This is a genomic window from Streptomyces sp. NPDC026394 (assembly GCF_055567735.1).
On record NZ_JBVHPX010000004.1, the window covers coordinates 138,234 to 161,444 of the forward strand.

General features: G+C 72.1%; 19 protein-coding genes and 2 pseudogenes. 13 read left to right on the forward strand and 8 right to left on the reverse strand.

Annotated features, from left to right (window positions below; all coding sequences use genetic code 11):
• Positions 1-903, reverse strand: a complete 903-nt coding sequence (locus ACZ4QV_RS12085) for an ACP S-malonyltransferase (protein WP_361590252.1) — start codon at positions 901-903, stop codon at positions 1-3.
• A 443-nt stretch (positions 904-1,346) separates the two neighbouring features.
• Between ACZ4QV_RS12085 and ACZ4QV_RS12090 the strand changes: the two genes are divergently transcribed.
• On the forward strand, positions 1,347-4,841 hold the full coding sequence (locus ACZ4QV_RS12090) for an ATP-binding protein (RefSeq protein ID WP_467762839.1): 3,495 nt from the start codon (positions 1,347-1,349) through the stop codon (positions 4,839-4,841).
• A gap of 50 nt (positions 4,842-4,891) precedes the next feature.
• On the opposite strand, the gene ACZ4QV_RS12095 is transcribed toward ACZ4QV_RS12090, so the two are convergent.
• A complete protein-coding gene (locus tag ACZ4QV_RS12095) occupies positions 4,892-5,644 on the reverse strand; it encodes a class I SAM-dependent methyltransferase (protein ID WP_361619332.1) in 753 nt (250 codons plus the stop codon).
• Between the two features lie 429 nt (positions 5,645-6,073).
• Between ACZ4QV_RS12095 and ACZ4QV_RS12100 the strand changes: the two genes are divergently transcribed.
• From ACZ4QV_RS12100 to ACZ4QV_RS12145, 10 genes and pseudogenes are all read left to right on the forward strand, one after another.
• Positions 6,074-6,490 carry a cysteine/serine endopeptidase inhibitor gene (locus ACZ4QV_RS12100; RefSeq protein ID WP_361147588.1) on the forward strand — a complete coding sequence of 139 codons (417 nt, stop codon included), beginning with the start codon at positions 6,074-6,076 and terminating at the stop codon, positions 6,488-6,490.
• Between the two features lie 159 nt (positions 6,491-6,649).
• On the forward strand, positions 6,650-7,663 hold the full coding sequence (locus ACZ4QV_RS12105) for a LacI family DNA-binding transcriptional regulator (protein WP_467762840.1): 1,014 nt from the start codon (positions 6,650-6,652) through the stop codon (positions 7,661-7,663).
• Positions 7,664-7,855: 192 nt separating this feature from the next.
• Positions 7,856-9,229 (forward strand): ABC transporter substrate-binding protein, encoded by a 1,374-nt coding sequence (locus ACZ4QV_RS12110; RefSeq protein ID WP_467762841.1) that lies wholly within the window; start codon positions 7,856-7,858, stop codon positions 9,227-9,229.
• Positions 9,226-10,173, forward strand: a complete 948-nt coding sequence (locus ACZ4QV_RS12115; protein WP_467762842.1) for a carbohydrate ABC transporter permease — start codon at positions 9,226-9,228, stop codon at positions 10,171-10,173. Before ACZ4QV_RS12110 ends, ACZ4QV_RS12115 begins: the two co-directional genes overlap by 4 nt.
• Positions 10,173-11,054, forward strand: coding sequence for a carbohydrate ABC transporter permease (locus ACZ4QV_RS12120; protein ID WP_467762843.1), 882 nt, complete (start codon positions 10,173-10,175; stop codon positions 11,052-11,054). The genes ACZ4QV_RS12115 and ACZ4QV_RS12120 overlap by 1 nt, the downstream gene beginning before the upstream one ends.
• Positions 11,055-11,114: 60 nt before the next feature.
• On the forward strand, positions 11,115-12,680 hold the full coding sequence (locus tag ACZ4QV_RS12125) for a glycoside hydrolase family 13 protein (RefSeq protein WP_467762844.1): 1,566 nt from the start codon (positions 11,115-11,117) through the stop codon (positions 12,678-12,680).
• Between the two features lie 42 nt (positions 12,681-12,722).
• Positions 12,723-13,148, forward strand: a pseudogene (locus ACZ4QV_RS12130) (discoidin domain-containing protein); the annotation flags it as partial.
• Between the two features lie 399 nt (positions 13,149-13,547).
• A pseudogene (locus tag ACZ4QV_RS12135) lies at positions 13,548-15,212 on the forward strand (glycosyl hydrolase); the annotation flags it as partial.
• A 344-nt stretch (positions 15,213-15,556) separates the two neighbouring features.
• Positions 15,557-15,829 carry a hypothetical protein gene (locus ACZ4QV_RS12140; protein ID WP_467762845.1) on the forward strand — a complete coding sequence of 91 codons (273 nt, stop codon included), beginning with the start codon at positions 15,557-15,559 and terminating at the stop codon, positions 15,827-15,829.
• 172 nt (positions 15,830-16,001) lie between these two features.
• Positions 16,002-16,241: a chaplin gene (locus tag ACZ4QV_RS12145; RefSeq protein ID WP_361147609.1), complete on the forward strand. Its 240-nt coding sequence runs from the start codon at positions 16,002-16,004 to the stop codon at positions 16,239-16,241.
• A 112-nt stretch (positions 16,242-16,353) separates the two neighbouring features.
• Here the strand turns inward: ACZ4QV_RS12145 and ACZ4QV_RS12150 are convergent, their stop codons facing one another.
• The 5 genes from ACZ4QV_RS12150 to ACZ4QV_RS12170 all read right to left on the reverse strand — a co-directional run bounded on the left by ACZ4QV_RS12150 (position 16,354) and on the right by ACZ4QV_RS12170 (position 20,555).
• Positions 16,354-17,037: a GAF and ANTAR domain-containing protein gene (locus ACZ4QV_RS12150; protein ID WP_467762846.1), complete on the reverse strand. Its 684-nt coding sequence runs from the start codon at positions 17,035-17,037 to the stop codon at positions 16,354-16,356.
• 90 nt (positions 17,038-17,127) lie between these two features.
• Positions 17,128-17,535, reverse strand: coding sequence for a WHG domain-containing protein (locus ACZ4QV_RS12155; protein ID WP_361880342.1), 408 nt, complete (start codon positions 17,533-17,535; stop codon positions 17,128-17,130).
• Between the two features lie 356 nt (positions 17,536-17,891).
• On the reverse strand, positions 17,892-18,494 hold the full coding sequence (locus ACZ4QV_RS12160; RefSeq protein WP_361147617.1) for a chemotaxis protein CheB: 603 nt from the start codon (positions 18,492-18,494) through the stop codon (positions 17,892-17,894).
• A gap of 50 nt (positions 18,495-18,544) precedes the next feature.
• Positions 18,545-19,387 (reverse strand): SDR family NAD(P)-dependent oxidoreductase, encoded by an 843-nt coding sequence (locus ACZ4QV_RS12165; protein WP_361147620.1) that lies wholly within the window; start codon positions 19,385-19,387, stop codon positions 18,545-18,547.
• 76 nt (positions 19,388-19,463) lie between these two features.
• Positions 19,464-20,555, reverse strand: a complete 1,092-nt coding sequence (locus tag ACZ4QV_RS12170; RefSeq protein ID WP_467762914.1) for a glutamate--cysteine ligase 2 — start codon at positions 20,553-20,555, stop codon at positions 19,464-19,466.
• Positions 20,556-21,094: 539 nt separating this feature from the next.
• Here ACZ4QV_RS12170 and ACZ4QV_RS12175 point away from each other — a divergent pair.
• The gene (locus tag ACZ4QV_RS12175) at positions 21,095-21,271 is read left to right on the forward strand and encodes a hypothetical protein (protein ID WP_361147623.1); all 177 of its coding nucleotides are present in this window, start codon (positions 21,095-21,097) and stop codon (positions 21,269-21,271) included.
• Between the two features lie 85 nt (positions 21,272-21,356).
• Positions 21,357-21,503, forward strand: coding sequence for a hypothetical protein (locus tag ACZ4QV_RS12180; RefSeq protein WP_361147626.1), 147 nt, complete (start codon positions 21,357-21,359; stop codon positions 21,501-21,503).
• Between the two features lie 161 nt (positions 21,504-21,664).
• Here the strand turns inward: ACZ4QV_RS12180 and ACZ4QV_RS12185 are convergent, their stop codons facing one another.
• Positions 21,665-23,113: a glyceraldehyde-3-phosphate dehydrogenase gene (locus ACZ4QV_RS12185; RefSeq protein WP_361147629.1), complete on the reverse strand. Its 1,449-nt coding sequence runs from the start codon at positions 23,111-23,113 to the stop codon at positions 21,665-21,667.
• Between the last annotated feature and the right edge of the window lie 98 nt (positions 23,114-23,211).

A 23,211-nucleotide genomic window follows, 5' to 3' on the forward strand; every position in this document is an offset into this window, starting at 1 on the left:
TCAGGTCCTGGGTTCGTGGGGGCCGGGGAAGTCGTGGGGGTCGGGGAGTGCGGGCGGGGTGGCGGCCCGGATCTTTTCCACCATGCGCAGCAGTGACTTTCCGCCGATCTCTTCGCATTCCGTTTCCGGGTCGACGGAAAGGAGGTGGCGGACACTGTCCGTCCAGCGCACCGGTTCGACCAGTTGTGCGCTCAGCGTGGCAGCGACGGCGCCCTTTTCGTACGGCCGCCCGGTGACATTGGCGATGACGTCCGGGTCCGGGTCGGCGAAGGTGAATTTCCGGAGGTATTCCTCGAATTCGGCGCGGGCGGACGCCATGTAACGGGAATGGAAGGGCGCGCTGACCCGGAGCGGCGCGAAGCGGATCTTCCTGCGCTCCAGCGCTGCGTGGAGGGCGCCCAGCGGTCCGGCGGGACCGGCCACGACGATCTGCTCGTCGGTGTTGTACCCCGCCACGTCGATGCCGTCGATGCCGTCCTGCGCGAGGATCTCGTCCAGCCGGGAGGCGGTCGTGTGCAGAACGGCGGTCATTCCGCCGCCGCTCGCCGCGGCCATGAGTTCGCCGCGCTTCTTGACGAGTCCGAGGCCCGTCTCGAAATCGAATACGCCGGCCGCCAGAAGGGCGTTGTATTCGCCGAGGCTGTGCCCGAGGTAGCAGTCGGCCGGCCGGTCCTCGCGCCGTGTGCGTTCGAAGGTGTGCAGCGCGTTGACGGTGTAGAGGGCGGGCTGGGTGTACCGCGTCTGCGAAAGCAGTCCGTCCGGGTCGTCGCGGCACAGCGCGACGAGATCGTATTCCAGGAGGTCGCAGGCGAACCGGGTGAGACCGGGATACCGTCCGAAGACGTCCGCACCCATACCGCGGAACTGCGCCCCCTGACCGGGGAAGAGGATCGCTGAGCGCACGGCACCCCTCAGGCGGTCGCGGGCCGACGGGCGGCCGGGGAGCCGGTGCGGTCCGCGCCGGGGTGCGCCGGGCGGCGCCCGGCGCTGCTGTCGTGGCCTTCTGTGAGCATGTCGTCCCTGTTCGCGAGGTGGTTGCTTCGGTCCGGTGCGACGCGCCCGCCCGGGTCCGGCGACGGGTGGTCGGCCGGACCGTCGGGCGGTCGGCGCCATCGTGTGCCACCCCCCTTGCGGCCCCTTGGTCCGGCCGCTGGCGGACGCCTGCCGGCCATCCCGCCGCGGCTTTCCGCTTCCTTGTCGTTCCGCTTGCCGAACGATTGCCCGTGGCTGGTTGCCGATCTTTGAACGCCTCGCCACATATGCCATGATCACTTTCCGGATGGATCCGGTTACGGTCCGGCACGTCCCCCTGCACAGCCGCCGGCGTGAGAACGATTGGGACCGACATGTGCACACCCCACACCCCGCCCCCCACACCCCTGCCGGAGCCTCCGGGCACCGCCGGGCCCCGGCCCGCCCCCGAGCCCGTACTGCGCGTCCTGGGCCCGATGTCCGCCCGGCTCGGCGGTGCCGACCTCCCCCTCGGCCCGCCACGGCGGCGGGCCCTGCTCGCCCTGCTGCTCGTCCGCCTCGGCAGAGTCGTCCCCACCGAACTGCTCGTCGAGGAGCTCTGGTGCGAGGGGCCGCCGCGGCACCCCGTCGCCACCCTCCAGAGCCACCTCTCCCACCTGCGCCGGGTGCTCGCCCCGGCAGCCGGCCAGGGCACCTCGTCCGTCCTGCGCTACCAGGCTCCCGGATATGTGCTCCAGCTCGCCCCGGAGCAGGTCGACGCGTTCCGCTTCGAGCAGATGGTCGCCGACGGACGGCAGCTCCTGGACCGGCGCGACCCGCGCGGCGCCCGCGACCGGCTCACCGAGGCCCTGGAGCTGTGGCGCGGCGCGCCCTACACGGAGTTCGGGGCCCAGCCGCCGCTCTCCGACGAGACCGCCCGCCTGGAGCAGGTCCGGCTCACCGCGCTGGAGTCCTGCGCGGAGGCCCGGCTCGCGCTCGGGGCCGCCGAGGAGGTGGCGGCCGAACTGGGCCTGGAGGTACGCCGCAACCCGGCCCGTGAACGCCTCGTCGGGCATCTGATGACGGCGCTGTCCCGCCTGGGACGGCAGGCCGAGGCGCTGGAGGTGTACGAGCGGACGCGCTGCCACCTGGTGGAGGAGTTCGGCGTGGACACCGCCGCCGAACTCCAGCGGGTGCACACCGCCATCCTCCGGCAGGAACTGGACGACGGCGGTCCGGCGGCCCGCCTCGCGGCCGCTCCGGCCCCCGACGGCCCGGCCGGCTCCCCCGACTCCCCCGGCCGTCCGGGAAGCGCGTCGCGGGGAGCGGACTTCCCGTCGCAGCACGCCGCGGCGGACGCGGCCGCGCGGCCGCAGGAAGCCGCCGCGCCGGCCCGGGCCGCGCGGCCCCGTCGCTCCGCGCGGAACGCGGACCGAGGCGCGGCGGTGCAGGGACCGGCCAGAGGCACACGGGTGACAGGGCCACGGCGCCTGCACGGCGTCGCCCGCCCGCCCGTCCGGCCGGCGCCCGCCCCGGACGACTGCCCGGGCTCCGGGCCCGAAGGGGCGGCAGCGCCCTGGCCGTTCACCGGCCGGGACCAGGAGCTGCACCGCCTGACCACGGCATCGGCCGGCGCGACCACCGGCCACGGGTACCTGGCCTGCGTACTCGGCGCCGCCGGGGTCGGCAAGACGCGGCTGCTGATGGAGCTGGCCCCGGCGCTGGAAACCGCCGGGGACGCGCTCGACGTGGTCTGGAGCCACTGCTTCCCCGGTGAGGGCGTACCGCCGTACTGGCTGTGGACCCAGGTGCTGCGCCATCTGTCGGCCACCCGGCCGGACGCCTTCCGCACCGCCACCGCGCCCTTCGACACGCTGCTCGCCCCGGTGATGCCCGAGCGGTCGGCCGGGCCCGGCGGGCAGGGACACGAGAACGACTGGGCCCAGGCGCGGTTCCTGACCCACGACGCGGTGTGCGAGGTGCTGCTCGCGCTGGCCGCCGAGCGGCCGCTGGTCCTGCTCCTGGAGGACCTGCACTGGGCCGACGCCGCCTCCCTCGACCTGCTGCGGCTGCTCGGCACCCGCCGCCACGGGCACCGGATCAGCATCGTGCTCACCGCCCGGGACTTCGAGGCGGACTCCGACGCCACGATCCGCCGGGTGCTGGCCGACGTCCTGCGGGGCCCCAGGACCGAGACCCTGCGGCTCGGCGGGCTGTCCTGCAGTGCCGTCGCGTCCCTGGTGGAGGCGCAGGCCGGGCGCGGGGTCGGCGCGGACGTCGTGGACGCGCTGCACGAGCGCAGCAAGGGCAACCCGTACTTCGTCATGCAGTTGCTGTCGCTGCTCGGCGACGCGCGGCGCCTGCACGACGCGGACGCCACCGACGTGCTGCGGGCGCAGGTGCCGACCGGGGTGCGGGAGGCGCTGCGCCAGCGGTTCGCCGCGCTGCCGGAGCCCGCCCTGCGGGTGCTGCGGCTGTGTGCCGTCATCGGCACCGAGATCGACACGGACCTGCTGCACCGCACCGCCACCGAGGACGAACCGGTGGCGTCCTCCCTGACGGCGGCGATACGGGCGGGTCTGCTCGGCGAGGACCCGCACCACCCCGGGCGGCTGCACTTCGTGCACGCGCTGGTCCGCGAGACGCTGCTCGACGTGCTCGCGCGCGACGAACGCCACCGGCTGCACGCCCGGGTGGCCGAATCGCTGTGCACCCGCGGCGGCGCCCAGGTGGGTGACGAGGAGTTCGAGCGCCTGGCCCACCACACCTGGCACGCGCAGGACGCGCTGCCCGCCCGGCAGGCCCTCCCCCGGCTGTTGCGCGCCGCCGAGCAGGCCGAGCAGCACCTGGCGTACGAGAAGGTCGAGACGTGGCTGCGCCGGGCCGTGCACCTCGCGGGCCTGCTGCCCCGTGACGACGCGTCCGCCCGCGCGCTGGAGCAGCGGCTGTACATCCAGCTTGGGCAGTTGCTCGCCATGGTCCGCGGGTACGGTGACGCCGAGGCGGAAGCGGCGCTGACCCGTGGCCGCGCCCTCGGGGCGGTCACCCGGGCGCCCGAGGACCCTTCGGTGCTGTGGGCGCTGTGCTCGGCGTTCCTGGTCACCGGCCGGTACGACGAGTCACGGCAGTTCTCCCGGCTGCTGCGGGACATCGGCAGCCGTACGCGCCATCCGGTGGCCCTGCTGGGCGCGGCGTACGGCAAGGGCGTCGCGCTGCACGTACGCGGCCGGCTGCCGGAGGCACTCGCGGAACTGGAGCGCGGTGTCGGGCTGGCGGATCGTTTCGCCCGGGAGGGCCGCGCCCTGGCCCGTACGTTCCAGCACGACCCGCGGGTCTCCTGCCGGTCCTACGACGCCTTCACCCACTGGATCCTGGGCGACCGGGACACCGCCCGCGCCCGCCGGAGCCAGTTGCAGGGCCTGACGGCGTACGAGAGCAGGCCCTCCGACCGGTCCTTCGCCCTGTACGTGGACGCGGTCCTCGCCGCCTGGGAAGGCGACGCCGAGACCGCGCGGGCCTCCTCCGCCGAAGGGGCACGGCTGGCCGGGGAGCACGGGCTGCTGTACTGGAAGGCGATGCTGCGCCTGACCGAGGGCTGGTCCCTGGCCCACCTGGGCCACGACGACGAGGGCGTCACCCAGATGCGGGACAGCCTCGCCGAACTCCGGCCCTCCCGCTCCCACTTGCGGCTCCCCCTGCACCTCGGCCTGCTCGCCCAGGCCCAGCACCACGCCGGCCGCCGCGACGACGCCACGGCCACCCTCCGTAAGATGCTCGCCGTCATCGAGCACCGCCGCGAGCACGTCTACCTCCACCACGCCCTGCCCACCACCGCCCTGCTGCACGACCTCCTGGGCCGGCACGTGACCGACGTCGCCCTCTCGGGCTGAGAGCCTGTGCCACGGTCGGCCGGCCCGCTTCCTTCGGGACGCGCGGCCGGTCAGCCGGACGCGGTGACCACGCGTGTACGCATCCACGGCCCGCCCCACCACATCCGCCAGCCCGCCGAGCGGACACCGAGCCCGCTGACCGGCAACGCCCCCAGGACGTCGCGGTAGAAGGGCACGGAGCCGCCGATGTCGACGATCACCAGCCGCCCGCCGGGACGCAGGACGCGCACCGCCTCGGCCACCGCCCGGCGCCGCCCTTCGGCGCCCTTGATGTTGTGGATGGCCAGGCTGGACAGCACGACGTCGAACTCGCCGTCACCGAAGGGCAGGTCCCGCAGGTCGCCGGTGCGCAGCTCCACCCGGTCCTGGACACTCTCGGCCCGCGCGTTGCGTTCCGTGGCGCTCTCCGCGTTGCCCGTCTGGTCGACGCCGCGCCACAGGTCCACCCCCACCGCCCGGCCTTGCGGCACCCGGCGGGCGCCCGCCAGCAGCACGGCGCCGCGCCCGCACCCGAGGTCCAGGAGCCGCTCGTTCCCGCGCAGCTCCAGCCCGTCCAGCAGGTCCTCCCAGACGGCGAACTTGCCCCGCCGGGTGGCGTGCACGTACAGCGCGAAGGCGACCGCCATCACGAGCGCACACAGGAACGGCAGCCAGGCCACCCCGATCCCGGGCCCCGACAGCGTGCCGAACCCCGCCAACGTCGACCCCACCGCTCCGCAGCCGAGGCCGAACAACGCGTACGGGGCATCGACGCCGTACGCTCCCTGCCGCCGCCCGCGTCCTCCACCGGTCCCACTCGGCACGATCCGGCCCCTCCAGAAAAATCACGATCAGTTCCGGCGTCATCGTACGAGTCACCCTCACACCCGGCTTGAGCCGCTTACCCCCGGGAGGTTCCCCGCCCGGGGACGAGGCCCGCGCGTCCGGTTCCGGCAGTGGACGCCAACCGTCCGTTCCGGGCCAATACGGCGTACATTTTCCGCGACTTCAGGACATCTGAGCCCATTGGGGGTTGTGAGGCGGCCGCGGTCCATGACACTCATGTGCTCGGGAGTGCTCCGTGAGCCGCCGCCCCCTGAAGCCCGAGCGCCGGCGCGCCGAGCGCGCGCCGACGGCGGCAACGCGTCGGCCGCTCCCTGCCGTTGCGCATCGCCGGGCGCACCGCCGCCCGGCAACGGCTGCCCGAGAAATCTCCCGGAACGTACCCGAACCCACTCGGACGAGGAGACATCATGCGCGCATCCAGACGCTGGAAGACGACGGTCTGCGGCGTGATAGCCGTCACCGGCATCGCCCTCGGCACGGGCACGGCCCATGCCGTGCCGATCGGCCAGACCATGAACGGCAAGATGACCTACTACAACGACAAGGGCTACGGCGCCTGCGGCACGCCCATCGACGCCACCTCGCAGGACCTGGTCGCCGTCTCGGCCTCCTACTGGACCTCGCCCAACCCGAACAACGACCCGCTCTGTGCCGGTATCAAGGTGCAGGTCTCGTACAACGGCAGGACCATCACCGTGCCGGTCAAGGACAAGTGCCCGTCCTGCGCCCCGACCCACATCGACCTCAGCCAGGCGGCCTTCCGCAAGCTGGTGCCCGCGGGCACCGACATGGTCCCGCAGGTCAGCTGGAAGTTCGTCCGCTGAACCGGTCGCGGCCGGCCGTCCTGATGTGACGGCGACGGCCGCGGCGGAGCGGGTCCGACGGGCACCGGTGCGCTCTCGCGCCGCCGCACCCGCCCTCGGGCCCGCTCGCGTTCCCGTGACCCCGCAAATACTTGCGTCGTTTGCGCTAGCGTTGCGTACATGACGCGACGACTTGCGCAGGTGGCGAAGAAGGTCGGCGTCTCCGAGGCGACCGTCAGCCGGGTGCTGAACGGCAGGCCCGGTGTCTCGGAGGCCACCCGGCAGGCGGTACTCACGGCACTGGACGTGCTCGGTTACGAGCGGCCGACCCAACTGCGCGGCGAGCGCGGCAAGCTCATCGGGCTGGTGCTGCCGGAGCTGTCGAACCCGATCTTCCCCGCCTTCGCCGAGGTCGTCGGGGGCGCGCTCGCCCAGCGCGGACTGACCCCCGTCCTCTGCGCCCAGACACCGGGCGGCATCCAGGAGACGGACTACGTCGACCTCCTGCTCCAGCAGCAGGTCTCCGGCGTGGTGTTCGCGGGCGGGCTGTACGCCCAGGCGGACGCGCCGCACGACCACTACCGGCTGCTGCACGCCAGGAGCCTGCCCGTGGTGCTGGTCAACGCGCCGATCCCGGGCCTCGACTTCCCCTGCGTCTCCACCGACGACGCGGTCGCGGTGGAGCAGGCGTGGCGCCACCTCACCTCGCTCGGGCACGAACGGATCGGCCTGGCGCTCGGCCCGTCCGACCACGTGCCCTCGCGGCGCAAGCTCGCCGCCGGGCAGGCGGCGGCCCGGGCCGCGGGCGGCGCCGGGCTGCCGCCGGAGCACGTGGTGCGCGGGATGTACTCGATGGAGGGCGGCCACGCGGCGGCCTCCCGACTGCTGGACGCCGGGGTGACCGGCATCGTCTGCGCCAGCGACATCATCGCGCTGGGCGCGGTGCGGGCCGCGCGCCGGCGCGGGCTGCGGGTGCCGCAGGACGTGTCGGTGGTGGGGTACGACGACTCGCCGCTGATGACCGTGACGGAGCCGCCGCTGTCGACCGTCCGGCAGCCGATCGACGCGCTGGGCCGTACCGCGGTCCAACTGCTGACGGCGCAGATCGACGGCCGGGAGGTGGTCCGCGACGAGATCCTGTTCGAACCGGAGCTGGTCGTACGGGGATCGACGGGGCCGCGCGCCACGCGGTAGCCCGCACGGCCGCCGGAAAGCCGCCGAAAGTGCCGGAAGCCCCGGCAGCGTCGGCTTCGAGCTGCCCAAGGCGCTGTCGATAATTTGCAGATTACGCGCGCGATATTGCGCTCCCCTGACCCCAATGCTTGAGTGAGCGCCAGTGCCCGCCGCCTCGCTCGCTGCCTCGCTCACGCTCAGAGGGGTCCACCGATGTCATCCACGAGAAAACGCGGACGCACGCTCGCCTGCCTCGCCGTCGCGTCCCTGACCGCGCTCACCGCCTGCGGCACCAGCAGCAGCGACAGCGCCGAGGACGCCCCGGGCGGCACGGTGCGGCTCACCGTCAACGGGCAGCCGCCCACGACGCAGGCGTTCGAGCGCGCGCTCTTCGACAAGCATGTGCAGCAGTTCGAGAAGGCCAACCCCGGCATCGACATCGTGCCGCACGAAGGCTTCATGGACCCGAAGACCTTCAACGCCAAGCTGGCGGGCGGCAAACTCGAAGACGTCTTCTACGTCTACTTCACCGACGCCCGCGGCCTGCTGGCGAAGCATCAGGCGGCCGACCTCACCGACCACGTCAAGGACATGCCGCACCGCGCGGACGTCCAGGACGAGCTGATGAAGGTGTTCCAGGACGAGAAGGGCCGCCAGTACGGCCTGCCGACCGCCAACTACTCGATGGGGCTGCTCTACAACCGCACCCTGTTCAAGAAGGCCGGGCTCGACCCGGACAAGCCGCCGCGGACGTGGGCGGACGTCCGGACCGCGGCGCAGCGCATCGCCGCGCTCGGCGACAACACCGCCGGTTACGCCGACTTCTCCAAGAACAACCAGGGCGGCTGGCACTTCACCGCCGAGCTGTACTCCCGGGGCGGCCGGATCGCCACCGAGCAGGACGGCCGCTGGAGGGCCGCCTTCAACTCGGCGGCCGGCCGGGCCACCCTCCAGGCTCTGCACGACATGCGCTGGAAGGACAACTCGATGGGCAGCAAACAGTTGCTCCAGGCCGAGGACGTCCAGCGCATGATGGGCAGCGGCAAACTCGGGATGTACATCGCCGCGGCCGACAACATCACCGTCATCGCCAAGCAGTTCGGCGGCAGGTACCAGGACTACGGGCTCGCGCCCGTACCCGACGGCAGGGCCACCCTGATCGGCGGCGAGGGGTACATGATCAATCCCAAGGCGTCCCCGAAGAAGATCGCGGCCGGGATCAAGTGGCTGCAATGGAAGTACCTCGACCCGGACCTCGTCGAGCAGAACATCCGGGACAACCTCGCCGCGAAGCTGCCCGTCGGACTGCCCATGCCGCCCACCCCCGACATCTGGAAGGGTTCCGTCCGCGACCGGGTGGAGGCGGCCAAGCGCAGGTACGCCAACATCCCCGTAGGCAATTACCAGCCCTTCATGGACGCGGCGCCCCGCGTCACCGGTGTCCTCGAACCCCCGGAGGCACAACGGGTCTACGCCGTGCTCGACAACGCGATGCAGGCGGTCCTCACCGACGAGGACGCCGACATCGACGCGCTGCTCGCCACCGCGCAGAAGAAGGCCGACCAGATCTACAGCGCGCTCCGATGACCACCGCGCCCCTGCTGAAGAAGCCGTCGTCCCGGTCACCGGCCACTGCGACGCACGGGCGGCGCGCCGCCCGCCTGCGCCGCTCGGTGCGCGAGCACCTGACCGCGTACGGGTTCCTGTGCGCCGCCGTGGTGGTCTTCGCGCTGTTCTCGTGGTGGCCGATCGTCCGCAACGTGCTCCTGGCCTTCCAGGACGTCAACTTCGCCACCGGCAGCACCTGGACGGGTCTGAGCAACTTCGAGAAGCTCTTCGCCGACCCCCTGCTGGCCACGGCGTGGCGCAACACCGCGGTGTTCACCGCGTACGCGCTGGTGCTGGGCTTCTTCGTGCCGTTCCTGACCGCGGTGCTGCTGAACGAGTTCCGGCACGCCCGCGCGTACTTCCGCGTGCTGGTCCACCTGCCGGTGATGCTGCCCCCGGTGGTCGTGGCGCTGATGTGGAAGTGGTTCTACGACCCGGGCCCGGGGCTGCTCAACGAGGTCCTGCGCACCCTCCACCTGCCGACCTCCGCCTGGCTCGACTCCTCGTCCACCTCACTGGTCTCCCTGGTGATAGTCTCCACCTGGGCCAACATGGGCACCGCCACGCTGATCTATCTCGCCGCGCTCCAGACCATCCCGGGCGAGCTGTACGAGGCCGCCGAGCTGGACGGCGCCGGCCTCTGGCAGCGGCTGCGCCACGTCACCGTTCCGCAGACCCGGTTCGTGCTGCTGGTCCTCCTGCTGCTCCAGATCGTCGCGACGATGCAGGTGTTCACCGAGCCGTACGTGATGACCGGCGGCGGGCCCGACGACTCCACGGTCACCGTGATGTTCCTCGTCTACCGCTATGCCTTTGTCTACAACGACTTCGGTACCGCGAGCGCGCTCAGCCTGCTGCTGCTCCTCGTCCTCGCCGCGTTCTCCGCCCTCTATCTGCGCCTGACCCGCACCAAGGAGGGCTGATGGCCGCCTCGACCCGTACGCTCGTCCGTCCCGCCGTCCTGCGCACCCGCAAGGGGAAGCTGGTCTACTGGTCGGTGCTGGCCGTGGCTCTGGCGCTGTTCACCGTCGCGTTCCTGGTGCCGCTGTACTGGGCCGTGACGGGCGCGATGAAATCGCCGGCCGAACTGGCGCAGAACCCGCCCACCTACGTCCCCGCCGAGTGGCACCCGGAGAACTACGGGCGTGCCTGGCGGGAGATGGACCTGACCCACTACTTCCTGAACACGGTGCTGCTGGCGGGCGGCGCCTGGCTGGTCCAGCTCGCGGTGCAGGTACCGGCGGCGTACGCGCTGTCCAAGCTGCGGCCCCGGTTCGGGAACGTGGTCCTGGGGCTGATGCTGGTCACCTTGATGATGCCCGCGACCGCGCTGCTGGTGCCCGTCTACCTCACGGTCGTCGACGTCCCGCTGTTCCACCGCAACCTGATCGACAGTCCGAGCGCGGTCTGGCTGCCCGCCGCCGCCAACGCCTTCAGCATCTACCTCCTGAAGAACTTCTTCGACCGCGTGCCGGACGAGCTGCTGGACGCCGCCCGCATCGACGGTGCCGGGCCGCTGGGCACCATGTGGCGGATCGTGCTGCCACTGTCCCGGCCGATCCTCGCCGTGGTGTCGATCCTGTCGGTCGTCGCCGCGTGGAAGGACTTCCTCTGGCCCCTGCTGGTCCTGCCGGACCCGGCGAAGCAGCCGCTGAGCGTCTTCCTCCAGCGCGTCGCCCAGGACACCCCGCTCAACAGCCTGGTGGCGGGCCTGGTCCTGGCCTCGCTGCCGCTGATCGCGCTGTTCCTGGCCTTCCAGCGGCAGATCGTCGCCGGTCTCGGCGCGGGCGGCCTCAAGGGCTGACCGCACCGCGCCGTCCCCCGCTCCCCCGTACACCTCGCACCGCGTACGAAAGGACTCCCCTTGTCCCGCACGGGCTGGTGGCGCACCGCCGCCATCTACCAGGTGTACGTCCGCTCCTTCGCCGACGGGAACGGCGACGGCACCGGTGACCTGGCCGGGGTCCGCGCCCGGCTGCCGTACCTGGCGGAACTCGGCGTGGACGCCCTGTGGTTCACCCCCTGGTACCTCTCCCCCCTCGCCGACGGCGGCTACGACGTCACCGACTACCGCACCGTCGACCCGGCCTTCGGCACCCTCGCCGAGGCGGAGAAACTGCTGGCCGAGGCGCACGGGCTGGGCCTGCGCACCATCGTGGACATCGTGCCGAACCACGTCTCCGACCAGCACCCGTGGTTCCGGGCGGCGCTCGCCGCCGACCCCGGATCGCCGGAACAGGACCTGTTCCACTTCCGGCCGCCCTCCACCGAGCCGCCGAACGACTGGGTGAGCGAGTTCGGCGGCGTGCCCTGGACGCGTACGGAGCACGGGCAGTGGTACTTGCACCTGTTCAGCCCCGGGCAGCCGGACCTCGACTGGAGCCACCCGGAGGTCCGCCGCGAGCACGAGGACGTGCTGCGGTTCTGGTTCGAGCGCGGCGCGGACGGCGTACGCATCGACTCCGCCGCGCTGCTCGCCAAGGCCGACGGCCTGCCCGACATGCCCCGTGACGGCGGCCCGCACCCCTTCCACGACCGGCCGGAACTGCACGGCATCTACCGCTCCTGGCGGCGGCTGGCCGACGCGTACGGAGCCGTGCTGATCGGGGAGATCTGGCTGCCCGACCCCGAGCGGTTCGCCCGCTACCTGCGCCCCGACGAGCTGCACACCGCCTTCAACTTCGACTTCCTGGCCCGCCCCTGGGACGCGGCCGAACTGCGCGCCTCCATCGACCTCACGCTGGCCGCGCACGCCCCCGTCGGCGCCCCCGCCACCTGGCTGCTGGCCAACCACGACGTGACCCGTACGGTCACCCGCTACGGGCGTGCCGAGGACACCGGATTCGCCTTCGCGCGCAAACGCTTCGGAGTCCCCACCGACCTCGCCCTGGGCACCCGCAGGGCCCGCGCCGCCGCGCTGCTCACCCTGGCGCTGCCCGGGTCCGTCTACCTCTACCAGGGAGAGGAACTGGGCCTGCCGGAGGCCGAGATCCCGCGCGAGCTGATCCAGGACCCGATGTACGCCCGGTCCGGCGGGACCGCCCCGGGCCGGGACGGCTGCCGGGTGCCGCTGCCCTGGCACGCGGACGGCGACGGCCCGTCCTGGCTGCCCCGCCCCGACGGCTGGGAGCGGTACGCCGCCGAACGGCAGGCCGCCGATCCGGACTCGATGCTCTCGCTGTACCGCACCGCGCTGCGGCTGCGCGTCGCCTTCCGGGACGCGGGCCCGCTGCGCTGGCTGCCCACGGACGCGCCGCAGGTGCTCTCCTTCGCGCGCGACGTGCCGGGCGGCGGCAGCGTGCTGTGCCTGGTCAACCTCGGCACGGCTGCCATGGCGCTGCCCCCGCACTCCGAACTTCTGTTGGCATCGGGCCCGCTGACTCCAGTGGGCGCGCTGCCGCAGGACACGGCGGTCTGGCTGCGGGCCTGACCCGGGCACGGCCGCCGCCCTCTCCCCACAGAAGGGAAAGTCATGGGCTCCACACAACACACCACTCCATCACGCAGAAGGGCCTGGCGGCCCGTACTGGCCGCCGTGCTCAGCACCGGCCTGCTGGCGACCGGCTGGCAGGCGTTCGCCGCCGAAGCCGCCACCGGACCGGCCGGCTCGGGCGCAGGCCCGCTGGCGGCGCGCCTCGGTGGCGACGGGGCAGCCCGCGCCCACGACGGCGACCCGGACACCTACGCGAAGGGCAGCGCCGCCCGCTGGGTACAGGCCGACCTCGGCGCGACCCGCCGCCTGGACCGGGTCGAGCTCACACTGCCCGGCAAGGCCCAGCAGGTCCAGCTCCAGGGCTCCGCCAACGGCCGCGACTTCGTCGAGCTGTCCGACTCCCGGTCCCGCCAGGGCCACGTCACCCTGCGCCTGGACGGCGCGCCGGTGCGGTACGTCCGGGTGGCCGGAGCGCAGCGGGTCGGCGAACTCGCGTTGTTCCCCGCGGCGTCGGGCGACACGGCGCCCCCCGAGGCGCCGCGCGACGTCCGGCTGGACGGCGCGACGCTGCGCTGGGAGCGGGCTCCGGGCGCGTCCGGGTACGACGTCTACGCCGACGGCCGGCTGCGTGCCGGACTGCCTGCCACGGCGACGCACTGGGAGGACACCACCGCGCCCGGCGGCACGCCGCACCGGACCGCCTACACCGTGCGGGCCCGGGACGCGGCAGGCAACCAGTCCCCCGACGGGCCTACGGTCACCCGGACCGTCGCGGCGGGCCAGGGCTCGTCACGCGCGGCCTTCAGGCCGTCGCTCGCGAAGCCCGCACCGCAGCCCCGGCGGGCCGGGGCCGGAGCCGCGACCGGCGCGACCATGCCGTACACCACCGTCGAGGCCGAGTCCGGCGCCACCGGCGGCGGCGCGCAGGTGGTCGGCCCGAACCGCAGGATCGGCGACCTGGCGGGCGAGGCGTCGGGGCGCAAGGCCGTGACCCTGAAGCAGACCGGCCAGTACGTGGAGTTCACCACCCCGGTGGAGACCAGCACCCTGGTCACCCGCTTCTCCATACCGGACGCACCGGGCGGCGGCGGCACGAACGCGAAGCTCAACGTCTATGTGAACGGCCAGAAGGCCAAGCCCTTCGACCTGACGTCGAAGTACGCCTGGTTGTACGGCCCGGAGGCGGCCCCGGTGAACGACCCGGGCGCGGGCCCGGCCCGGCACATCTACGACGAGGCGCATCTCGACCTCGGCCGCACCGTTCCGGCGGGCAGCAAGGTCCGGCTCCAGAAGGACGCCGACAACCCTTCCACGTACGCGATCGACTTCGTCGACTTCGAGAAGGTGGCCGCGGCGCCCAACCCGGACCGGCAGGCGTTCGTGGAACCGGCCGGTTTCGGTCACCAGGACGTGCAGAACGCGCTGGACCGGGCCCGGATGGACACCACCGGCAGGATCAAGGGCGTCTATCTGCCGCCGGGCGACTACCAGACATCGAGCAAGTTCCAGGTCTACCTGAAGCCGGTGAAGGTGCTCGGCGCCGGGCCGTGGTTCACCCGCTTCCACGCCCCGGCCGGCCAGCAGAACACCGACGTGGGCTTCCGCGCCGCCGACGGCGCCGACGGCTCGACGTTCGCCGGCTTCGCCTACTTCGGCAACTACACCTCGCGCATCGACGGCCCCGGCAAGGTCTTCGACTTCCAGAACATCTCCGGCATCACCATCGAGAACATCTGGGCCGAGCACATGGTCTGCCTCTACTGGGGCGCCAACACCGACCGGATGACGATCCGGAACAACCGGATCCGCAACACCTTCGCCGACGGTCTGAACATGACCAACGGCTCCAGCGACAACCTGGTGACCAACAACGAGGCGCGGGCCACCGGCGACGACTCCTTCGCGCTGTTCTCCGCGCTCGACTCGGGCGGCGGCGAACAGACGCACAACGTCTACGAGAACCTCACCTCCAAGCTCACCTGGCGGGCCGCCGGCCTGGCCGTGTACGGCGGGCAGCTCAACACCTTCCGCAACGTCCGCGTCGTGGACACCCTGGTCTACGCCGGCGTGACCATCTCGTCGCTGGACTTCGGCATCCCGATGAACGGCTTCGGGCCCGGACAGACCACGTTCGAGAACCTCGGCATCGAGCGCGCGGGCGGCCACTTCTGGAACGGCCAGACCTTCCCCGGCATCTGGCTCTACTCGGCGTCGAAGCCCTTCCGGGCGATCCGGGTGAAGGGCGCCGCGATCACCGACCCGACGTACCACGGCATCATGTTCCAGACCAACTACGTCGGCCAGCAGCCGCAGCACCCGGTCCAGGACACCGAGCTGTCCGACGTGACCGTCTCCGGGGCGAAGAAGAGCGGTGACGAGTACAACGACCGGTCCGGCTTCGGTGTCTGGGCCAACGAAGCGGCCGGCGGACCGGCCGTGGGCCAGGCGGCCTTCCACCGTCTGACCCTCCGCGACAACGCGGAGAACATCCGCAACACCACCTCCACCTTCAAAATCAACATCGACTGACGCGCCCTTCCCGCCCGGGGTACCGCGCCCCTCCCCGAACGGCCACACCTCGCCCCGCTCTCCCCACGCGTCCGGAAGCCGCCCACCGACTTGTCGGGTTCGTTGTCGGGGTGAACAGCCGGCCGCTTGCATGTTCCCGTCCACAACAGTGACGGCTGCGAACCGTGCGGCAGAGGGCGGAAGGAGTCGCCTCGCGTGAGTGCGGGACAGGGGACGGGAGACCGGTACGGGAAAGACCGGAGGTCCCGGGCGGGTTACGCGGGCCGCGTGGAGCGGCCGGTGCGCGTAAAGGTTTCGCCAGTGCGGCGGCGCTGCTGGGCGCCGCCGCACTGGCGATTTCGGCGGTGCCCGCCGGAGCGGCGCCCTGCCCCGGCGAGGTGGTGCCGGGGCAGCGCAGCGCCACGCCGCTGGTGGAGGGCGCCCGGGAAGCGGCCAAGGGCACGGGCAGCGCGGCCGACGCGGCACGCGGGCACCTCGTGGCGAAGGAGAGCCGGTACCACATCGGCGATCCGGGACGCGACCTGCGGCCCGTAGGGACCGTGGCGGCCGGCGGCCGGGCGCCGGCCGCCCGCCTCCGGCAGGGGGACGGTCAATCCGGCCCCGACCTGGATAAATAATACGCTGATTCGATCTCCACCCTAAATAGAGTGAACACCTTCCGTTCTTCGCGACAAACGGCGCCGCATCGGGTTGATTGGTGGTCGGCGGCCCACCAGCCGTGGTGGCGGGCACCGGGTGTCCCCGCCAGGCCGCCTGTCCTTTTTCTCAATGTACGAGGAGCAACATTCCATGTCGCGTGCCATCAAGACTGCCGTCGCCGCCGCGGGAACCTGCGCCATCATCCTGGGCGGCGCGAGCCTCGCGACTGCCGACTCCGGGGCCCAGGGCGCGGCGCTGAACTCGCCGGGCGTGGTCTCCGGCAACACCGTTCAGGTTCCGGTCCACGTGCCGGTCAACGTCTGCGGCAACAGCATCAACATCGTCGGTCTGCTCAACCCGACCTTCGGCAACACCTGCGTCAACGACTGACGTTGACCACCTGACGCGCCACCGCCCCCGGGCGGGCCGGCGTGCGATGCCCGGTGCGGGGCGGCTGTACGGCCGTCCCGCACCTTCGTCGTGTGCGCGTGGGTCCGTACGGTCAAGCGCTGGTGGCATCGCGCGGCAGGCGCAGGCGCCCGGCCACCACATCGCGGGCCACCTCGGTGATGGGGCGTTCGGTGGCGAAGGCGTGGGCGCGCAGCCGCGCCAGGGCGCTGGCCAGCGGCACCCGGAGGTGGACGCTGAGGATCCCGGTGGCCTGGTGGACTTCCGAACGGTGCAGGTCCGCAGGGTTCAGGAACCGCGGACCGGCGTGCCGGCCGCCGAGCAGGAACAGGGTCAGCGCGTCCGCGAGCGTCAGCGCGCCGGCGGCGCTCTCCGGCGGTAGCCGGTGGGGCGTGCGCCGGTGGCAGGTCAGAGCGCCGACCCGCAGCGCACCGAGCCGCAGGGGGAAGGCGAAGACCGCCCGGATACCCAGTTCCCGTGCCTGTGCGGCGAACATCGGCCACCGGGAGCCGCAGCGGGACAGGTCGGCGACCAGGCACAGGGCGCCGTCGCGGGCCGCGTCCAGGCCAGGTCCCTCGCCCAGGGTGAACTGGAGATCGTCCAGACGTGCTCCGTCGGGGTCGCTGTGCCACAGCAGTTGCGAGCCGTCGAAGTGCAGCGAGATCGCCGTACCGTCCACGTCCAGCAGGACGGCGCACTGGGCACACCACAGACGGGACGGCCCCGGTCCACCGGGCTGCAGCTTCTCGATCAGGTTCGCGACGGTCTGTCCCGACATGCCTCCCCCACCCACCCGCGCCGGACCGGGCCCGCCGCTGTCACGCCAATGTATTGCAGCCCCGGACCGCCAGGTGGGCCGAACGCGGTCTCACGGCACCATGTCCGCACCCCGAAGGCCCGGGAAGGCGTCGGAAGTTGCCCAGCCGCGCAGTACGGCGTCGATCGTCGACCGGAAAGCGGTCTCGGCTGCGGCGCCTTCGAGGGCGCCGGCGAGTTCGAGGGACACCAGCCCGTGCAGGGCGGCCCACAACGAGACCGCGATCTGTGTGGTGCCGCCCGCGAGGACACGGTCCGCCACGACGCGGTCGATCGCCACGACCAGCGGCCGCACCGGGTCGCGGTCGCCGACCCGGTCCGACGGGACGAAGGACTGCGCGCCGCCGACCTCGGCAGCGACACCGCGTCCGCCTACTGCGCACGGGACGCGCGCCGCGTTCCGGTCGAGGACACGGCGCGGAACTTCTCCTTCAGCGCCGCCGCCAGCCTCCGTGTCCAACAAACGATCGAGGACTCCCCCTCCCCTTCCCTCGCCCCGCTGCTGAAGCGGTCCCGGACACCCGCGACGCTGATGATCGCGGAGTGCACCTCACAGGTTCGGCAGTGGGAGACCGGCGTCCTCGCGGCCGACCCCGCCATCCGGCGCACCCAGTGCCTGCCCGGCGTCGGCCACCACATGTGGAACGGTCTGGACGACAACGACCGGCGAGCGGCAGCCGTCATCACCGCGTTCCTCGACGACCGGCCCGCACCGCTGCCCGACTACCCGGCCCGGGCCGGCATCCCCGCCTTCCTCCGCGACCACAGGCGAGCGGCCGGGCACCTGTTCCGGCCCGCCCGCCCGGAGTCCCGCCGTCAGGTCTTCTGCCCGGAAGCGGCGAACGTGCGGATCATCTCCTCGATGTCGTGCAGGGCCAGCACATGGTCCACCGCGCCGGCCTCCAGCGCGGCCCGGGGCATGCCGGGGTAGTCGGCGGATTCCGGGTCCTGGACCACGACGGTACCGCCGCCGTCCTTGACGGCCCGGGCGCCCGCCGCGCCGTCGCGTCCGGTCCCACTGAGCACGAAGGCCCAGGCACGGTCCTCGTAGGTCTCGGCGACCGAGGTGAACAGCCGGTCCGCGGCGGGCCTGACCCGGTTCACCCGTTCCGTGTCGGACAGGGTCAGGATGCCGCCGGGACCGATGAGCAGATGCCGGTCGGGCGGCGCCAGGTAGACCCGCCCGGCCGCGGCCCGTTCACCGTCCCGGGCCATGGCGACCGGCACCCGCGTACGCCGCTGGAGGATCGTGTCGAGCAGCGTGCGGTGGCGCGGGCTCAGGTGCTGGACGACCAGGGTCGGCACCGGTGGCCCCGTGGTGAAGGAGCCGAACAGCTCCAGCAGCGCGAACACGCCTCCGGCCGAGGCGGCGACGGCCACCACGGCACAACTCTCGCCGATGCACCGTGCCGCTGCCATACGGCGAGCCTAGCCCCGGGCGGTCACGACGACGCCCCGCACACCCCGGCTCACTTCCCCGGCGGCGGCAGCAGCGTCGGGTTCTCGCCATCGAGTATCTGCTGGGCCCGGTGCCTGATGTGGTCCCGGTATTCCGGGTGGGTCAGGACGTAGAAGCGCTCCTCCCGGATGGCCCGCACCACCTCGTCGCCGATGGTGCGCGGGGGGACGCCGAAGTCCTCGAAGGCTTTCCGGGCCGCGTCGGGCGACCAGTTGCCCGGGACCGGGCCAGCGTCGGAGTAGCGGGGCGGCCGGTTGCGCTGGGAGCGGTAGATGTCCGTGTCGACCAGGCCGGGGCACAGTACGGACACGCGTGGCTTGCGCCCGCTCTCGACGAGTTCCAGGTGCAGCGTCTCCGAGAGGGAGACGACGGCGGTCTTCGTCGCCCCGTACAGCGAGCCGCCCGGGAGGAGACCGGCCATCGAGGCGGTGTTGACGATGTGCGCCTCCTCGTTCTGCTCGATCATGACGGGCAGGAACGTGCGGATGCCGTGCACGACGCCCATCAGGTTCACGCCGAGAATCCAGGCCCAGTCGTCGAGGGTGCTCTCCCAGCTCGGCTTGCTGCCCGTGTGGACACCCGCGTTGTTGCACAGCACATGTACGGCGCCGTAGGCGCGCAGGGCGGATTCGGCGAGCGCGGTGACCTCGTCCGCCTCGGCCACGTCGGTGACGACGGCGTGCACGTCGGCGCCGCCGTCCCGCAGTCCCGCCGCTGTGGCCTGGAGCGCCGCCTCCTCCACGTCGCCCAGCACCACCCGCATGCCCTCGTGGGCGAACGCCTCGGCCATGCCCCGCCCGATACCGCTCGCGGCACCGGTGACCACGGCGGTCCTGTCCCTCAGGTCGTCCATGTCCCCTCCGATCACGGCAGGCTGTCCGGAGCTGGGCGGGGCCCGCTCCCCTGACCGTACCGGCAGCGGGCCCGTCTCAGTCGAGCGTGCGCCGTACGCACTCGGTGACCACGCCCCGCAGACTGCCCGTGCTGCGCAGCAACTCCCGCTGTACGCGGGCGCCGTTGCCCGTCTTCAGCAGGGTGGCCAGTGCCTCCTGCGCGGGCACGAGGTCGCCGCTGTCCTCCAGGGCGTCGCGTACATGGTCGAACAGGGCCCGTACGACGGCCTCGGCCGGGGCCGGACGCATCGTGACGGGGTGGATGAGTTCGCCCTCCAGCCCTGAGCGGGCGGCGCGCCACGTGGCCAGGCGCAGCAGCGCGACGGTGTGGCGGCCGGGCGGGACGCCGTCGTGCCACTGGCGTACCGACGTCTCCACCAGGCCACGGATCAAGGTGGCCAGCAGCACGGTGGTGGACGGGTCCAGGCACACGTCGGCGACGCGGGTCTCGACGGTGGGGTACGTACGGGAGAGGCGCGCGTCGAAGTAGGCCATGCCCTCGTCCTTCAGCACGCCGCTGGCGGTCATGTCGCCGACCTGCTCGTGGTAGCGGTCGGCGGTGCCGAACACCTCGACCGGGCCGGCCGACGGCCAGCGTCCCCACACCCGGTTGCGGTAACTGCCGTACCCGCTGTCCCCGCCCTGCCAGAACGGTGAGTTCGCGCTCATCGCCAGCAGCACGGACAGCCAGGGCCGCATCCGGTCCAGTACGGCCACGCCCTCCTCGTCGGAGTCCACGGAGACGTGGATGTGGCAGCCGCAGGTCAGCTGTTCCTGGGCGGTGAGGCCGAAGTTCTCCGCGAGCCACTGGTGGCGTTCGCCGCTGCCGATGGTCGGGCTCACCTCCAGCGGCGAGGTGGCCAGGGCGGCCACCGACGCCCGCAGCCCCTCGGCGTGGCGTGCCGCCTCCGCCCGCCAGCGCCGTATCTCCTTGGCCAGGTCGCCCATGTCCGTCTGCGGCCGGGTGGCGAACTCCAGCTGCTGCCGGTGCAGCTCGCTCTCGAAGACCTCCTCGTTGCCCAGCGGGTCACGCGACGCTGCCGCGAGGACCGCCGCCGAGAGCGCCCGCGGCTCGCCGGTCCGCGCGTCCACCAGCAGCAGTTCCTCCTCCACACCCACACTGCGCACGTCGTCCACCCTTCCTCCGTTTCCGGAACCGCTCGCGTACCCCGGCCCCGGCCGCTCACGCCCGGTGACTCCCCGGACCCCGGTGAACCGGCCGGGGCCCCGGCGCCGGTCAGCCTACGGCCGGGGCCCCTTCGGCCACGTCGTACGCGGGCGGGGGCGTACCCGAACGGCGGCGCGCCGGACGGGCGGCGTCCTGCTCGTACGCGCCGGATCCCGCCACCCGGATCGGCAGGGACGGCGGCGCGCCTGGCTGAAAGACGCCTGCCGGCCAGGGGACGGGTTCCTCCGTCGGCCTCCGGGTGGGACAGTCGGCGCCGCGACGTGCTCCAGAGGTCCCTGCGACGTCCCACAACCGGAACGCCATGCCGTTTCCGGACATTCTCTGAATAACGGCGTGGCGATGTTGAGATAGGTGTACTCGGTCTGGGCGCGGGGTGCTGTGGTGCGGGTCGAGGAGCAGTCATGTATTGCAGCCGGTGTGGTGCTCAGGTAATTCAGGGACCGGATGGCGGGTGGTCGTGCAACTGTGGAGCGTCCGGATGACCGAGGGCGAGCCGAGGCCGGGTGGCGTGGACACCGGGGACGCGGGCAAGCGGTGGCCGGAATACTTCACCACCGCACCGTGCCCACGCTGCCAGACGGCCAACGACGGACTGAACGGCCGCTTCGCCTGCGACGCCTGCGGCCACGCGTACACCTTCCACGTACCGCCGTGACCGGCGGACCGGTTGCGGTGGGTGCGGCGGGGAAGCCCGTTGCAACACGGCGGACGCCGGGTAGGAGGTGTATGTGGAATGTGTGGTGGTGTTACTGCTCGGCTCGGTGCTCGTCGGCGGGCTCGTGCTCTTCGTCATAGAGGCCGGCGTACGGCGCACGCGGTCCATGGCCGCCCGTGACGACCAGGAGATCAGCGAGCTGCACCGGCGTTACGGCGACGGCCGGTGGTGACGGCCGGTGCCGGCCGCCGAGGGTGACGGCCGACGGCGGCAGCGGGAGCGCGACCTGAGCGCCTCTCAGGGCCGGTCGCCTTCCTGCTGCCGCCTCGTGGCCGGGTGGCCGGAACGGCCGGGTCGGCCGATGGTCCGGTCCGGTTCAGCCGGATGTCCGGATCAGCCGGTCACCGGCGCCGGGTAGGTCGGGTACTCCACCCCGGAGACGTACTGGACGACGCGGATGACCTGGCAGGAGTAGCCGAACTCGTTGTCGTACCAGAGGTAGAGGATCGCGTTGTCGCCGTCGACCTTGGTCGCACCGGCGTCGACGATCGAGGCGTGGCGCGAGCCGATGAAGTCGTTCGAGACCGCGTCGGGGGCGCTGGTGAAGTCGATCTGACGCCGCAGCGGCGAGGTCAGCGACACGTCGCGGAGGTGTTCGAGGACCTCCTCGCGGCTGGTCTCCCGGGCGAGCTGGAGGTTGAGGATGGCGATCGAGACGTCCGGCACCGGGACGCGGATCGAGCTGCCGGTGATCTTCGCCTGGAGGTCGGGCAGCGCCTTGGCGACGGCGGAGGCGGCGCCGGTCTCGGTGATGACCATGTTGAGCGGCGCCGAGCGGCCGCGGCGGTCGGCCTTGTGGTAATTGTCCAGCAGGTTCTGGTCGTTGGTGAACGAGTGGACGGTCTCGACGTGACCGCGCAGCACACCGTACTCGTCGTCCATCGCCTTCAGCGGCGGGACGATGGCGTTGGTGGTGCAGGACGCGCAGGACAGGATCTGCTCGTCCGGCTTGATCGTGTCGTGGTTGACGCCGTGCACGATGTTGGGGACGTCGCCCTTGCCCGGCGCGGTCAGGACGACCTTGTCGACGCCGGGGCGCAGGTGCTTCGACAGTCCCTCGCGGTCGCGCCACTTGCCCGTGTTGTCGATGAGGATGGCGTCCTTGATGCCGTACGCCGTGTAGTCCACCTCCGACGGGTCGTCGGCGTAGATCACCTTGATCACGTTGCCGTTGGCGACGATGGTGCTGTTCGCCTCGTCGACGGTGATGGTGCCCTGGAACTGGCCGTGGATGGAGTCGCGGCGCAGCAGCGAGGCCCGCTTGACGATGTCCTGCTCCCCGCCCCTGCGGACGACGACGGCACGCAGCCGCAGGCCGTTGCCGGAGCCGGCCTTCTCGATGAGCAGCCGGGCGACGAGCCGGCCGATGCGGCCGAAGCCGTAGAGGACGACGTCGCGCCCCTTCCGGCACTCGATCTTGTCGGCGCCCATCGCACCCGCGACGGCCTCGGCGGTGAACTCCTCCACCGACAGGCCGCGGTCGTCGGCCTTGTACGTCTCGGCGAGCCGGCCGATGTCGATCTGGGAAGGACCGAGGTCGAGAGCGGTGAGGGCCTGCAGGAACGGGAACGTCTCGGTGATCGAGAGCTCCTCGCCGGCTATCTGGCGCGCGAATCGGTGCGTCTTCAGGATGCTGACCACCGACTTGTTCACCAGGGAGCGGCTGTGGAGCAGGACCGTGACGTCCCGCTCCCGGTGCAGCTTCCCGATGATCGGGATCATCGACTCCGCGATCTCCTCGCGGTTCTTCCAGTTTGTGAACGAGTCCTCGTTGACAGTCACAGGTCCATCTTTCGAGCTAGGCGGTGCTCAGATGCTAACCCCAGCGCTCTTTCGTTGTGCACGGGGTGCCGTAGTGACTGACGACACGGTCGACTGAC

Bases quoted from the DNA above. Each gene is read 5' to 3' on its own strand.
- ACZ4QV_RS12160 (WP_361147617.1), bottom strand. From the start codon at position 18,494: ATGGCAGCGGCACGGTGCATCGGCGAGAGTTGTGCCGTGGTGGCCGTC.
- ACZ4QV_RS12145 (WP_361147609.1), top strand. From the start codon at position 16,002: ATGTCGCGTGCCATCAAGACTGCCGTCGCCGCCGCGGGAACCTGCGCC.
- ACZ4QV_RS12105 (WP_467762840.1), top strand. From the start codon at position 6,650: ATGACGCGACGACTTGCGCAGGTGGCGAAGAAGGTCGGCGTCTCCGAG.
- ACZ4QV_RS12175 (WP_361147623.1), top strand. From the start codon at position 21,095: ATGACCGAGGGCGAGCCGAGGCCGGGTGGCGTGGACACCGGGGACGCG.
- ACZ4QV_RS12115 (WP_467762842.1), top strand. From the start codon at position 9,226: ATGACCACCGCGCCCCTGCTGAAGAAGCCGTCGTCCCGGTCACCGGCC.
- ACZ4QV_RS12110 (WP_467762841.1), top strand. From the start codon at position 7,856: ATGTCATCCACGAGAAAACGCGGACGCACGCTCGCCTGCCTCGCCGTC.
- ACZ4QV_RS12165 (WP_361147620.1), bottom strand. From the start codon at position 19,387: ATGGACGACCTGAGGGACAGGACCGCCGTGGTCACCGGTGCCGCGAGC.
- ACZ4QV_RS12120 (WP_467762843.1), top strand. From the start codon at position 10,173: ATGGCCGCCTCGACCCGTACGCTCGTCCGTCCCGCCGTCCTGCGCACC.
- ACZ4QV_RS12090 (WP_467762839.1), top strand. From the start codon at position 1,347: ATGTGCACACCCCACACCCCGCCCCCCACACCCCTGCCGGAGCCTCCG.
- ACZ4QV_RS12100 (WP_361147588.1), top strand. From the start codon at position 6,074: ATGCGCGCATCCAGACGCTGGAAGACGACGGTCTGCGGCGTGATAGCC.
- ACZ4QV_RS12150 (WP_467762846.1), bottom strand. From the start codon at position 17,037: ATGTCGGGACAGACCGTCGCGAACCTGATCGAGAAGCTGCAGCCCGGT.